This is a genomic window from Bifidobacterium eulemuris, assembly GCF_014898155.1.
Lineage (GTDB): Bacteria > Actinomycetota > Actinomycetes > Actinomycetales > Bifidobacteriaceae > Bifidobacterium > Bifidobacterium eulemuris.
The window spans coordinates 2232230-2244646 of the sequence record NZ_CP062938.1; the positions used below are offsets into that span (position 1 = coordinate 2232230).

The 12417-nt window shown below is 62.5% G+C and carries 13 protein-coding genes; 6 read left to right on the plus strand and 7 right to left on the minus strand.

Annotated elements, in window-relative coordinates; genetic code table 11:
- Positions 1-180: 180 nt before the first annotated feature.
- The 5 genes from rnc to coaD form a co-directional block, all read right to left on the minus strand.
- The gene (gene rnc / locus BE0216_RS09270) at positions 181-861 is read right to left on the minus strand and encodes a ribonuclease III (RefSeq protein WP_226805825.1); all 681 of its coding nucleotides are present in this window, start codon (positions 859-861) and stop codon (positions 181-183) included.
- Between the two features lie 322 nt (positions 862-1183).
- Positions 1184-1378 carry a 50S ribosomal protein L32 gene (rpmF, locus tag BE0216_RS09275; RefSeq protein WP_094637237.1) on the minus strand — a complete coding sequence of 65 codons (195 nt, stop codon included), beginning with the start codon at positions 1376-1378 and terminating at the stop codon, positions 1184-1186.
- Between the two features lie 158 nt (positions 1379-1536).
- Positions 1537-2157, minus strand: coding sequence for a YceD family protein (locus BE0216_RS09280; protein ID WP_094637238.1), 621 nt, complete (start codon positions 2155-2157; stop codon positions 1537-1539).
- A 126-nt stretch (positions 2158-2283) separates the two neighbouring features.
- Complete coding sequence (locus BE0216_RS09285; RefSeq protein ID WP_226805763.1) at positions 2284-3039, minus strand: ATP synthase subunit B family protein; 756 nt, start codon at positions 3037-3039, stop codon at positions 2284-2286.
- A 2-nt stretch (positions 3040-3041) separates the two neighbouring features.
- Positions 3042-3542 (minus strand): pantetheine-phosphate adenylyltransferase, encoded by a 501-nt coding sequence (gene coaD, locus BE0216_RS09290; RefSeq protein ID WP_094637239.1) that lies wholly within the window; start codon positions 3540-3542, stop codon positions 3042-3044.
- 107 nt (positions 3543-3649) lie between these two features.
- On the opposite strand from coaD, the gene BE0216_RS09295 reads away from it, so the two are divergent.
- On the plus strand, positions 3650-3943 hold the full coding sequence (locus BE0216_RS09295; protein WP_169714283.1) for a DUF3039 domain-containing protein: 294 nt from the start codon (positions 3650-3652) through the stop codon (positions 3941-3943).
- A gap of 163 nt (positions 3944-4106) precedes the next feature.
- On the opposite strand, the gene BE0216_RS09300 is transcribed toward BE0216_RS09295, so the two are convergent.
- Positions 4107-5444, minus strand: coding sequence for a nicotinate phosphoribosyltransferase (locus BE0216_RS09300; protein WP_264299047.1), 1338 nt, complete (start codon positions 5442-5444; stop codon positions 4107-4109).
- Positions 5445-5610: 166 nt separating this feature from the next.
- Here BE0216_RS09300 and rph point away from each other — a divergent pair, with 166 nt between their 5' ends.
- The 5 genes from rph (at position 5611) to BE0216_RS09325 (ending at position 11112) form a co-directional block, all read left to right on the plus strand.
- Entirely contained in the window at positions 5611-6375 is a 765-nt protein-coding gene (gene rph / locus BE0216_RS09305; RefSeq protein WP_094637241.1) for a ribonuclease PH, read from the plus strand.
- A gap of 69 nt (positions 6376-6444) precedes the next feature.
- Positions 6445-7155 (plus strand): non-canonical purine NTP pyrophosphatase, encoded by a 711-nt coding sequence (locus BE0216_RS09310; RefSeq protein WP_094637242.1) that lies wholly within the window; start codon positions 6445-6447, stop codon positions 7153-7155.
- Between the two features lie 114 nt (positions 7156-7269).
- A complete protein-coding gene (locus BE0216_RS09315) occupies positions 7270-8538 on the plus strand; it encodes an aminoacyltransferase (RefSeq protein WP_094637243.1) in 1269 nt (422 codons plus the stop codon).
- Between the two features lie 6 nt (positions 8539-8544).
- Positions 8545-9810, plus strand: coding sequence for an aminoacyltransferase (locus tag BE0216_RS09320; protein WP_404801812.1), 1266 nt, complete (start codon positions 8545-8547; stop codon positions 9808-9810).
- Between the two features lie 42 nt (positions 9811-9852).
- Complete coding sequence (locus BE0216_RS09325) at positions 9853-11112, plus strand: aminoacyltransferase (RefSeq protein WP_158217233.1); 1260 nt, start codon at positions 9853-9855, stop codon at positions 11110-11112.
- Positions 11113-11360: 248 nt separating this feature from the next.
- On the opposite strand, the gene BE0216_RS09330 is transcribed toward BE0216_RS09325, so the two are convergent.
- Entirely contained in the window at positions 11361-12362 is a 1002-nt protein-coding gene (locus BE0216_RS09330) for an AEC family transporter (protein ID WP_094637245.1), read from the minus strand.
- Positions 12363-12417: the final 55 nt, after the last annotated feature.

Here is a 12417-nt window from a genome sequence, read left to right on the forward strand (position 1 = left end):
TCGATGAACTTCTCGCCTTAGGCCGGGCTTTTCGGTGCAAAGCCCTCCGGCGGCGTCGGCGGTTCGGCGCGGCGCTTGTGGCGCGTGCGCGAATCCAATACGGTTGTCTCTCCAGTCTATGGTACCGGCGGATATCACGCGGCGCGGCGCTCCGCCCGAATGGTGAAGTCTGGCTGTCCCTTAGCCCAGGGCCTTCCATCCCGCTTCGGCGGCGGCCAGCTGGGCCTTGCGTTTGCTGGAGCCGCGGCCTTCGCCGATGACGGTCCCGTCCTCGCCCAAACTCACGCGGGCGGTGAACACCTGCGCGTATTCGGGGCCGGAGACCTCCATATGGTAGACGGGCTCGCCTTTGCCGAGCTTATGCGCCTTGACGGTGAGCGAGGTCTTCCAATCGAGCGCCGGACCCTCGGTGGCCACCTCGTCCAGCGTCTCGTCGATCAGACGATGCACCACGGCCCGCGCCTCGTCGATGCCGTGTTCCAGGAAGGTCGCGCCGATCAGCGACTCCACGATGTCGCACAGAATCGAGTTCTTCTCGGCACCGCCCTGATCGGACTCGCCATGGCCGAGCAGAATATACGGCCCCACATGTAGCTTTTTCTTGGCGATGGCGCTGAGCGCGTCCTCCGACACGGCCCGCGCGCGCATCTTCGCCAGCTCGCCTTCGGACTTGTCTGGGTGCCGGGCGAACAGCGTTTCGGTGGCGACGAGTTCGAGCACCGCGTCGCCGAGGAATTCCAGACGCTCGTAGTCGGGCACGCCGGGATGCTCGTGCGAGAAGGAGCTGTGGGTGAGCGCCTGCACCAGCAGGTCCGGACTGATGGTGGTGCCCAGCGCCTCCAACAATTCCGCGCCGGCCATCTGGTCCGACTGCGAGGCGCGTGAGACGCGGGTGCGGGGCGCGGTCGCGTCGTGCGCACCGGACACGTCGTGTGCGGATGTGTGCGTGTTTTGGTTCTTCATGTGCTTCTCGTCTCTTCGCCAGGGTGGGGGACGTCGTGGATTTCGCACTTCGACGGATGGTGTGCGAAATCCACGACGTTGCATGGCCGACAAACGTCGCGGATTTCGCACAAGGTCCGTCAAAGTGCGAAATCCACGACGCCGCCGGCGGGGAGGGATTATGCAGAAGGCCCCGCCACCCGTCGATGGCAGGGCCTTCTATGCCGTTATGCAGCCGAAATCACTTGGTGTGGGCCGGCTGGATGGCTTCGCGGTAGACGCGGCCGCGGAAGGAGCCGCAGCTCGGGCAGGCCATGTGCGGCAGGGCCGGAGCGCCGCAGTTCGGGCAGCTCACGGTAGCGGTAGCGGTGGCCTTCCAGTTCGCGCGACGCGAGTGCGTATTGGCGCGCGAGGTCTTGTACTTAGGCAGTGCCATTTCAGTATCCTCTGTTTCGTTCGAACGATTGAGCTTAAGCGTTCAGTATGTTAGCGCAATGCTCGTACAAAGTCCATTTCGACATGCGCGGGGCTTGCTTGGACGCGCTCATGCCGGTCCTGCCGAGTTGATTCGCGTTCGGCACGCGCGGACCGCCGTCACTCGTCGGCTTCGGCTTCCAGCTGGGCTTTGAGCGCCGCCAGTCCCGCGAGACGGATGTCGGTCACGTCGTGGCGGTGATCGGGATGCTCGTTGAGATTCTCCCCGCACTGCGAGCACAGGCCGCGGCAATCCTCGCGGCACAGCGGCTGCAGAGGCAGCGCCTCGACCAGCGAGTCGCGCAGCATCGCCTCGATGTCGGCGAACGCGCCGTCCATCAGCAGCGGATAGGTGTCCTCAGACTCGTCCTCGCCCGCGACGATGTCCACCTCCGTCTCACGCCTGGCTTTCTTGCCCGACCGCGCGTCACGCTTGGACTCGGCCTTCGCGTAAGGGAAGAACACGGTCACGTCCACCGGCCAATCGCGTTCGATGGGGGTGAGGCAACGCGTGCATTCCGTGCTGACCGGAGCGCTGAGACGACCGGAGAAAATCAGGCCGTCCACAATCGAATCGAACGATCCGCTCACATGGATCGGCGCGCCGGGCGCGACTCCGACGATGGCGTCGCCGATGCCCTCGGGCGCGGGGAAATCCGCATCCACCGGCTTCGACTGGCCTGCCCGCGTGGCGACCTGCGCCACGGAAATCGCCCATGGGGAATCCTCAACTCGTGCCATACTTCTGCTTTCCTTCCGGTGGTGTCATGTACGTCTTGTACGTCGTTTCCGCGCGGGCGCGCCGGAAACGTCCAAGAGACGCCATCATAGCGGCGTTTCGGACGACGCCGACTGGATGGCGGGTCTTTACGCCTGCGGTTGGTCGTCCTCGTCCAGCGACGGCAAACGGCTTGCGGCGGCGCGCTGGCGTTCGTTCAGCACGTTGATGCCCGCCTGCACGTCCTGGCTGAGCTTGTTCAGCTGCTGCTGCAATCCCTCCATCATCGTGGAGCAGTACTGGTCCGCCCCTTGGGTCAGGTGGTCGGATTTGGCCTGTGCCTGGTCGAGGATCGCGCGCGCCTTCTGCCGTGCGATTTCGGTGACGTTCTCCTGCCCGGCGAGGAACTGCGCCTGCTCGTTGGCCTCCCTGACCATGTCGGAGGCGCGGCTTTGCGCCGAGGCGATGATGGCGTTGGCCTGGGTTTGCGCCGATTCGAGCCGGCGCTCCGCCTCCCGCATCAGCGCGGAGGCGCGTTCGAGCTGCACAGGCAGCATCTTCTTGAGCTCGGTCAGCCGGTCGGTGAACACGTCGCGGTCCACCTTCACCTGATTGGGCGTGAACAGACCGCCTTTGGCCTCGTCCAGGGTTCTGTCCAGATCATCGATGATGTCGTAGACGGTGGTGAATTCGGCGTGGCTTTGACCTTCGGCATCGTCGGCGGAAAGTCCCTCGCGCATGTCCGGCATCGCGCCCGCGGAGAACAGGGCGGACGGCGTCGGCGGGTCGGACGCCTCCGTATCGTCCTGCGCCAGCGGCGGGAACAGGTCGGTGTCGCGCGCGCCAGTCAGATCCACGTATCCGGTCGGGCGGCCGTCTGAGGGATTGGAGGTATCGTTCGTCATGGTCACTCCTTTGTCTGGCGTTCTTGGGCGAGGGCTTGGGCGAGCATAGGAACCACGCAGTCCGGCACCATGCCGGTCACGTCGCCGCCGTGGCGCGCCACGTCCTTGACGACGGAGCTGGAGATATGCTCGAGCACCGGATCCGCCGGCAGAAACAGGGTCTCCACATTGGCGAGCTTGCGGTTCACCAAAGCCATGCCCAACTCGGCCTCATAGTCGCCGTTCTGGCGTAGGCCTTTGACGATCACCGTGGCGCCGACCTTGGCGCAGTAGTCGATGATCAGCCCGTCGGTGGAGGAGACGGTGACGTTCGTGCAGCCGGCGTCCGCCAGCGCGCGGCGGATCACGTCGACGCGGGTCGCCGCCGGGAAGATCGGCGTTTTGGCGGCGTTCACCGCCACCACAACATGCACTTCGTCGAAGAAGCGCGCGCTGCGTTCAATCACATCCAAATGGCCGGACGTCAGAGGATCGTACGAGCCTGGGCACACTGCGATAGTCATGAGTCCAAGAGTACCGCGTCATGTCTATGATGGTGGACGACAGGCCGCGACGGCCGGCGGAATCGCCGAGGTCCCACGCGGCCGACGAAATGATGTGGAGGAACGCCATGACGAGCATGTTCGATCTTGAAGACCCGGTGTCGCCGCTGTCCAATCCGGATCAGAGCACGGGAACGGCGGTGCTGGAACGCCCCGAAACGCAGGAGGAGACGAAGCGCGACGATGGCGGCGAGGCCGATCGTTTCGCGCATTACGTGTCCAAGGACCGCATCAACGAATCGCGTCTGACCGGCCGCCCCGTGGTCGCCCTGTGCGGCAAGGTATGGGTGCCCAAGCGCGACCCCTCCCAGTATCCGGTGTGTCCCGACTGCAAGCGCATCTACGACGAGATGATGCGCTAATTTCCTTCGTTCGCGTCATCCGTCTTCTCGGTGGTTGTCACCCGTCATCCCGAGCGGAGCGTGTTACCTCACGTCATCCCGAGCGGAGCGCAGCGGAGTCGAGGGATCTCTGATGTCGTCAGGCATGAGAGATCCCTCGACTCCGCTCGGGATGACGAATAGGTTATAGAACCGTAGTCTCGGTAGGAATCACCGGCTCGCCGCGCATCAGCGACTGGGCGGTGATCGGCAGTTCGGCCAGCGCCTTCGCGTGGTGGTCGTGCGCGTTCATGATCGCGTCGTGTCCGCGCCACTGCGGGTCGATCTCGCCGTGATCCACGAAGTCGACGAGCAGATCCTTCCATTCGGGGTCGGGCGTGTACGCAGCGAGTTTCTCCTCGCTTCCGGAGATGACGTGTTCGCAATCGGCCAGATTGTACTCGTACGAGCGGTAGGCGAGCTTGCGTCCCGGAACGGTGGCCTTGTCCTTGGACTTCTTCATCACCGGCTGCATCACACCGTCCACGCCTTCGCGCTCGGTGAGCTTATACACCATGGCGCAGGTCGGCGCGCCCGATCCGGTCACCAGCATCGTGCCCACGCCGTAGGAGTCGACCGGCGCGGTCTGCAACGCGGCCAGCGCGTATTCGTCCAAATCGTTGGTGACGGTGATCTTCGTGTTCGTGGCTCCCAGCGCGTCGAGCTGGTTGCGCACGCGCTGCGCCAACGCCGCCAGATCACCCGAATCGATGCGCACGCCGCCGAGTTCGGGGCCCGCCACCTCGACCGCGGTTTTCACGGCCTCCTCGATGTTGTAGGTGTCGACCAGCAGCGTGGTGTTCTTGCCCAACGCCGCGATCTGCGACTCGAACGCGTCCCGTTCGCTGTCATGCACCAGCGTGAAGCAGTGCGCGGCCGTGCCGATGGCCTTCAGTCCATACATTTTGGCGGCGAGCAGATTCGCGGTGCCTTGGAATCCTCCCACCACGGCGGCTCGCGAGGCGGCCACGGCCGCCCATTCGTTGGTGCGGCGGCCGCCCATATCCATGCAGGGGCGGTTCTTCGCCGCGCTGGTCATACGCGAGGCGGCGGAGGCGACGGCGGAATCATAGTTCAGCACCGACAGCACCAGCGTCTCCAGCAGCGTGCATTCGCCGAAGGTGCCCTCGAACTGCAGAATCGGCGAGTTCGGGAAGAACATCTCGCCTTCGCGATAGCCTTTGATCGAGCCGGTGAAGCGGAAGTTCTCCAGCCACGCGATGGTCTCCTTGCTGACGATGCCACGGTCGGAGAGGAATCTCAGATCCTCGTCGTCAAGATGGAAGTCCTCCAGCGCGTCGAGGATGCGGCCGGTGCCGGCGACCACGCCGTAGCGGCGGCCTTCGGGCAGACGGCGGGTGAACACCTCGAACACGCATTTGCGGTTCGCCGTGCCGTCCTTCAAAGTGGCGTCCAGCATCGTGTACTCGTACATATCGGTCATCAGCGCCGCAGAGTAATCCATCATGGCCTGTTCTTTCATAGACTCATACTTCGGTTCGACTCTTCAAGTCTAGTCGCGTTCCGCCGCGCCGGCGCGATTTGCCCGCGCGGATCACTCCCGCCGCGTCTGGCCCGCGTCGGAGGATGGATGACAAGCGGGAATCACCAAGCCGGGTGCTACGCTCGGCTCAAGGAAAGGTTGCATCATGGTTGAAATCAAAGATATGTTGGGCAAGCAGCAGGTCATCCGCTCGGACGGCCGCCAGGTCGACGAGCTGCGGCCGGTGCGCATCACCCGCCACTTCACCGACGCTCCGGAGGGTTCGGTGCTGATCGAATGCGGCGGCACACGCGTGATGTGCACGGCCACGTTCACCACCGGCGTGCCGCGCTGGCGCAAGGATTCCGGACTGGGGTGGGTCACCGCCGAATACTCGATGCTGCCGCGCGCCACCGCCGAACGTACCGACCGCGAGTCCATCCGCGGCAAGGTCGGCGGCCGCACGCATGAGATCAGCCGTCTGATCGGCCGCTGCCTGCGCGGGGTGGTCGATATGAAGGCGCTGGGCGAGAATCAGGTGCAGCTCGACTGCGATGTGCTGCAGGCCGACGGCGGCACGCGCACGGCCTCCGTGACCGGCGCGTATGTGGCGATGGTGGACGCGCTGCGTTGGGCCGAAAAGCACCATTGCATCCGTTCCGCGGACCGGGTGGTGCGCGACAGCATCTCCGCCGTGTCCGTGGGCGTGGTCAACGGCACGCCGATGCTGGACCTGCCGTATCTCGAAGACAGCCAGGCCATGACCGACATGAACGTGGCCATGACCGGTTCGGGCGAGTTTGTCGAATTGCAGGGCACCGCCGAGCATCGTCCCTTCACGCGCAAGGAGCTGGACGCGTTGCTCGACCTGGCGGCCAAGGGCAACAAGGAACTGCAGGCCGCCCAGCGCGCCGCCCTGTCACTGGACTGAAACCACGCGGCCCGACGGTTGCCGCAACATCACGACGCAATAGCACGTCTTAATCAAGGAGCATCACGTATGAAACTGGTCGTCGCCACGCATAACGAAGGCAAGCTGGCCGAGATCCGCCGTATTCTCGAGGAACGGTTGGGCGCGGACGCGGCCCGGGTGGAGTTGCTCTCCGCCGGCAGCCTCGACCTGCCCGACCCGGTGGAGGACGGCGTGACTTTCCAGGAGAACGCGCTGCTCAAGGCCCGCGACGTGGCCCGCCGCACCGGACTGCCCGCCATCGCCGACGATTCCGGGCTGATCGTGGATGTGATGGGTGGCGCCCCTGGCATCCTCTCCGCCCGCTGGGCCGGCGCGCATGGTGACGACGCGGCGAACAACGCGCTGCTGCTCGCGCAGATCGAGGATATTCCGGACGCCAGGCGCACCGCGCGTTTCCGTTGCGCCGCCGCTCTGGTGGTGCCGCAGGTTCCCGCCGTGTCCGACGGGACCGCGGGCGAATCCGCGTTCGCCGACGTGGCCGACCCCGACGGCGCGCCGTACCGAATCGCCGAGGAGGTCGTGGAAACCGGTGAGATGCCGGGCGTGATCATCCGCGCTCCCCGCGGCGAGCATGGCTTCGGCTACGATCCGCTGTTCGTGCCGGACGACCAGCCGGAGCACGCCGGCGGGTCGGCACTGACCTCCGCCGAGATGACCCCGGCCGAGAAGAACGCCATCTCCCATCGCGGCAAGGCCTTGCGGGCCCTCGCGCCGGCCGTCGAACGCCTGCTGCGTTAGCCGGGCCCGTCTGATGGCGAAGTCGTGACGGTTCGCATGGGCGTCGTTTGGCTCGTGTGAACGTGATGCTAGTATCAGCGTGATATCCCGAATAGATAAGGAATCCTAATCACTATGCGCTCATTCAGTTTCGTAGTGCTTTCGGCGGATGAGTTCGACGTCTTTGCCAAACACCATTCCCAGGGCAATTTTCAGCAGACCTCGGCCATGGGGAGAATGCGTGAGGCGCAGGGCAAAACGGTCGAATATCTGGGTGTGCGAGAAGACGGCGAGCTGAAGGCCGCCGGTCTTATGCAGATCGTGAAAGCCGGCAGATCCACGTTCGCGTTGATGCACGACGGTCCGCTGTGTGATTTCGACGATGCGCAGTTGCTTGGTTTCTTCGTGGAGGGATTGCGTTCCCGCGCCAAAGAAGGAGGGGCGTCGCAGCTGGATATCACTCCCGAAGCGGTGTACTGCCGGCGCACCCAGGAGGGGGAACCTCAGGGCGCTCCCGACGACTCCATGGTGGAGAATCTGAAAGCGCTGGGATTCGAGCATGTCGGTGGCTTCTCCACCGGATACACCGCGGTTCCGCGTTGGCGCTGGGTGAAGGATCTGAGCGAGATCCACGATGAGAGCGAGCTGTTGGGCACGTATGCGAAATATCGTCGTCGCAACGTGCGCATCGCGCGCGAGTCCGGGGTGCGCACGCGCCGGCTGGACCGCGACGAACTGGCGCTTTTCCACCAACTCTGCGAATTGAGCTGCGAAAAGCAGGGGTTCCAGAATCGCCCGTTGAGTTTTTTCCAAGAGATGTACGACGCCTACGGGGATGATATCGAATATCGCGTGGCGGAGATTCATTTCGACGAATACCTCAAAACCTGGCAGGACAAATTCGACAAGCTGGCCGCCGACCAAAAGCGCGTGGAATCGGAACTGACCCGTTCCAAGACGGAGAAGCGAACCAAGCAGCTGACCGCCCAACTCGGCAAAATCGAAAAGGACATGGAACCCGCGGCCAAACGTGTCGATGAGGCGAAGCGCATGCTGGAGCAGTACGGCGCGATCGTGCCGCTTGACGCCTCGATGTTCCTGTATCACCCGCGGGAAGTCGTGTGCACCACCAGCGGCGCGGACGAGCGTTTCGACAAGTTCTACGCTCCCGCATTGGTGCACCATGAGATGATGCTCACATGCGTGGAGCGCGGCATTCCCCGATACAATCTGTACGGCATCAACGGTCTGTTCACTCCCGAAGACAATCCGGGATTCGGCGTGCTGGAGTTCAAGCAACGGTTCAACGGCTTCGTGGAGGAGATGCCCGGCGAGTTCGTGCTGCCGGTGAAGCCGCTGACGTATGCGCTGAAGAAGATCGCGCACAAACTGCTGGGCCGCTGAAAGGGTATGGTGAGATCCATGAGTTCCAACTATTCATCGGGAACCATTACGTTGGAGGAATTGGACGAATTGTCCGCCGGTCATCCTCAAGGGGGATTTCAGCAGAGTTCAGGACAGGTTCGTTTGCTGGATAGAAGGGGTGCGGGCCATGATCTTGTCGGCGTTCGCCGCGATGGCCGTCTGGTCGCCGCATGCGTCATCGCATATACGCGAGGCCGTTTGGGTGCCGAAGGTTCCATTTGGTTTGGCCCGATAGGGGACATCACCGATGACGGCGTGCTCGCCGCCATGACGGACGCGATTCGTGATTCCGCGCGCAAGCACGGCGCGGTTTGTGTGAGTTGCTGGCCGAACACGGTCTATCGCCGCCGTCTTTCCGATGGCACCCCCTGTGGCGCTGCGGACGATGGGCTGATACGCAAATTCCGCTCGCAGGGGTGGACCCATGGCGGGTTCACCCAAGGTTATGGCATCGTGTGCCGGTGGATGTACGCCAAGGATCTGGCTGGATTCAGCGATGAGGGGGCGTTGCTCGAAAGCTATGACAAGCGCATGCAATGGAGCGTGAAGCGTTCCCGCTCGATGGGTGTTCGTGTGCGCGAGCTTGATATGGATGAATTGCATGTGTTCGCGCGGATTGAGCAGCAAACGGCTGAGCGCCGTAATTTCTCCACCCGCGACGAGCGCTATTTCCGGGATTTCAAACAGGCGTTCGGGGATAAAGCCCATTTCATGGTCGCTGAGATCCATGTCGACGAGTATCTGGCTGATATGACCGCCAAACGTGACGCCCTGCAGGCCAAGGTTGCGGCGCTGCAGGCGAAGTACGATCAGCGTCCGACCACGAAGATCTCCCGTCAGCTGGGCGAGGAGACACGCAATCTGACCGCCGCGCAAAAGCGTTTGGACGAAGCCGTCGAACTCGTCGGACAAGGCGATGTTCTACCCGCGGCCGCGTCTTTGATCGTGGAGCATCCCCAGGAGATGGTGTATCTGTATTCCGGCAGCGTGGAGCGTTACAAGCCTTTCTACGCTTCGGCGCTGATTCAGCATTGGGCCATGAGCCGTTGTTTGGAACTGGGTATCGCGCGCTATAACTTCTATGGCATTTCGGGTGTGTTCGATGACCCCGACGATGAGGGGCGCGGTGTGTTGGAATTCAAGCAGGGATTCAATGGATATGTTTGGGAGATGCCTGGCGAGTTCACGCTTCCTATACGACGGTTGAGATACGGTTTCGGACGTATGTTGCGTCGCCTGCTCAGACGGTAACGTGATGGATGATGGTTTGCGATTTCGAGAATGGTGAGTGATATGGCGCAGGAACTAAGTATCGGCACGATCAGCCGTCAGGAGCTGGACGCGTTGTCAGAGACCCATCCGTTGGGCAACTTTCAGCAGACCTCATATATGATCGACTTGTCGTCGCGACGGGCGGATTCCTACGACATCGTGGGCGTGCGTCGTGACGGTGAAGTGGTCGCCGGCTGTTTCATCTCGTACTTGCGTGGTCGTATGGGGCTTGAGGGGTCCATCTGGTGCGGACCCATGTGCGATTTTCATGACTTTGAGTTGACCGCGGCGCTGACTGAGGCGATTCGTCGTTCGGCGCGCGGCCATGGCGCGTTGTCGGTGAGCTGTTGGCCGGATTTCGTATATCAGAGGCATTCCTCGGATGGTTCGTGCGAAGGTGATGCGGATGACGTCTCGTTCGAGTCTTTGCGTCGGCTGGGCTGGCGGCATGGCGGGTTCACCGTCGGCTATGACAGCATCTGCAATCGTTGGGTGTATGTCAAGGACCTGAACGGTCTGGCGGACGAGAAAGCCTTATTGGAGTCGTATACGAAGTATCGCCGCAAGAACATCCGCATCGCGAGGGACAGCCACGTGGTGGTCCGGGCTTTGCAGCGCGACGAAATGAGTCTGTTCGTCGAACTTTGCGCGATGAGTTCGCAGAAGCAGCATTTCGAAGGGCGCTCGGTGGATTACTACGAGAACCTGTACGATGCTTTCGGCGACCAGGTCCAGTTCCTGGTGGCCGAGCTGCATCTCAACGACTATATATGCGAATGCCGGCGCAAGCTGTCCCAGGAACAGGAAGTGGTGGATTCCATTTGCGCCAAAGGTGACGAGGCGTCGTTGAGCGACAAGGTGCGCAACCGTCTGGAGGCCAAGCGCAAGGAGGTCGATGGCGCGCGTCGGCGTATCGAAGAAGCTGAGCGTCTGATCGCCGAGGACGGGGAAGTGGTTCCGGTCGGATGCATCGTGTATCTGCGCCATGCGCGTGAGCTTGTCGGCCTTTCAGCCGGTAACAACGATAAATACGCCAAATTCTACGGGTCGGCGCTGCTGCATCATTCGATCATGGTGGAAGGCGTCGAACGGGGTATCGGACGGTATAACTTCTATGGCATCACGGGTAACTTCGATACTGACGATCCCGGATATGGCGTCTATGATTTCAAAACCAGGTTCAATGGTTTTGTGGAGGAGATGCCGGGCGAATTCACTTTGCCGGTGGACAAACTGCGGTTCGGCGTCAAGGAATTCGCGTCCAAACTGCTGCGTCGCTAGCCGTGAATTCATGGGCGCTGGCGTGAATTCACGCGTGTTTCCGCTCCCGGAAACGCCTCATTCCGCCTCTGCTGCGAGTTTGGTGTGTCGGGCTGCTGAGCCGTGCTCTGCTAAAACGTTTGATTCGTGAGTTTGGTGTGTGAAATCGGCCGTATTCGGCGAATCCGACACACCAAACTCGTTGCTCCGTCTTTTGGTCGGGTAGTCGACGGCTGTGTACGGGCCGTCTGGACTGGCAAGAACGCCGTCTACACAGGCAGGAACATGTGCACGACGGTCATCATAACCAGCGAGATGATCGCCGTGACCGACAGCGAGAATCCCGCCAGACGAGCATTGCCGAGCACCTTGTCGGTGAACAGCGTGGAGAAGAGCGCGATCGGCGCCAGGCAGCAGATGACCGCGACGGCGCGTGTGGTCGCGTCGAACGGCAGGATGAACCATGCGGCCGCGGCGAACAGCAGTCCGAACGGCAGACGCCAGGCGACCACCTCCAGCAGTTCGCGCACGTCATGCCGCGAGTTGGGCAGATCCATCAGCATGCCGACCATGAACATCGCCACGAAGGCGTTCGCGTTGGACAACGGTTGGCAGACGATCGCGATCCATTCAGGAATCTGCACATTGGCGAGCATCAGCGCGATCATCAGCAGATAGGTGTCGAACGGCACCGATCCGAAGAAACTGTGGGCGATATTGCGTGCCATCGCGTGGCGGGCCAGCCGGCGCGCGTCGCGGTCCTTCGGCCTTTCATACGGCAGGGTGGGCGCATCGCCCGCATGCTGCTCGGCGAGCGTTTTACCGGGGCGGATATGCAGCAACTGCTGGGTCATCACATTCGTGCCGGCGGCCACCATCACGCAGTTGCCGATGTCGAACATGGCGGCGGGCACCACCGCGCCCGCGCCCCAGAACGCCTGCACCACAGGGAAGCAGAAACATCCGAGGTTGAATCCCGCGCCGTTGAGCATCAGGAACGCGCGATCGGAGACCTTGCGCCTGCGCGTGGCCGCGAAAATGAACAGCAGCGGAATCAGCGCGCAGAAGAACGAGAACACGGCGATCCACAGCAGGCTGATATCGTGCGGATTGGTGGCGAAGGAGTAGACGATGGCGCCGGGCAGCACGATGTTGAACTCCGCGGTCTGCAGCACGCGGTAGTCGCGCGGACCGAACAGTCCGAAACGTTTGAACAGGTATCCCGCGAGGATGATCAACAGCAGACTGGCAGGCTGGATGATGGCGGACATGGGTTCCTCCACTCTTCGTTCGCTTGGCTCGTGTCGGGAACGCGCGTCGCACGCG

What these genes read in the sequence shown, in the direction of transcription:
- rnc (WP_226805825.1), bottom strand. Translation starts at nt 861, where the DNA reads ATGGCCGGCGCGGAATTGTTGGAGGCGCTGGGCACCACCATCAGTCCG.
- rpmF (WP_094637237.1), bottom strand. Translation starts at nt 1,378, where the DNA reads ATGGCACTGCCTAAGTACAAGACCTCGCGCGCCAATACGCACTCGCGT.
- BE0216_RS09280 (WP_094637238.1), bottom strand. Translation starts at nt 2,157, where the DNA reads ATGGCACGAGTTGAGGATTCCCCATGGGCGATTTCCGTGGCGCAGGTC.
- BE0216_RS09285 (WP_226805763.1), bottom strand. Translation starts at nt 3,039, where the DNA reads ATGACGAACGATACCTCCAATCCCTCAGACGGCCGCCCGACCGGATAC.
- coaD (WP_094637239.1), bottom strand. Translation starts at nt 3,542, where the DNA reads ATGACTATCGCAGTGTGCCCAGGCTCGTACGATCCTCTGACGTCCGGC.
- BE0216_RS09295 (WP_169714283.1), top strand. Translation starts at nt 3,650, where the DNA reads ATGACGAGCATGTTCGATCTTGAAGACCCGGTGTCGCCGCTGTCCAAT.
- BE0216_RS09300 (WP_264299047.1), bottom strand. Translation starts at nt 5,444, where the DNA reads ATGAAAGAACAGGCCATGATGGATTACTCTGCGGCGCTGATGACCGAT.
- rph (WP_094637241.1), top strand. Translation starts at nt 5,611, where the DNA reads ATGGTTGAAATCAAAGATATGTTGGGCAAGCAGCAGGTCATCCGCTCG.
- BE0216_RS09310 (WP_094637242.1), top strand. Translation starts at nt 6,445, where the DNA reads ATGAAACTGGTCGTCGCCACGCATAACGAAGGCAAGCTGGCCGAGATC.
- BE0216_RS09315 (WP_094637243.1), top strand. Translation starts at nt 7,270, where the DNA reads ATGCGCTCATTCAGTTTCGTAGTGCTTTCGGCGGATGAGTTCGACGTC.
- BE0216_RS09320 (WP_404801812.1), top strand. Translation starts at nt 8,545, where the DNA reads ATGGTGAGATCCATGAGTTCCAACTATTCATCGGGAACCATTACGTTG.
- BE0216_RS09325 (WP_158217233.1), top strand. Translation starts at nt 9,853, where the DNA reads ATGGCGCAGGAACTAAGTATCGGCACGATCAGCCGTCAGGAGCTGGAC.
- BE0216_RS09330 (WP_094637245.1), bottom strand. Translation starts at nt 12,362, where the DNA reads ATGTCCGCCATCATCCAGCCTGCCAGTCTGCTGTTGATCATCCTCGCG.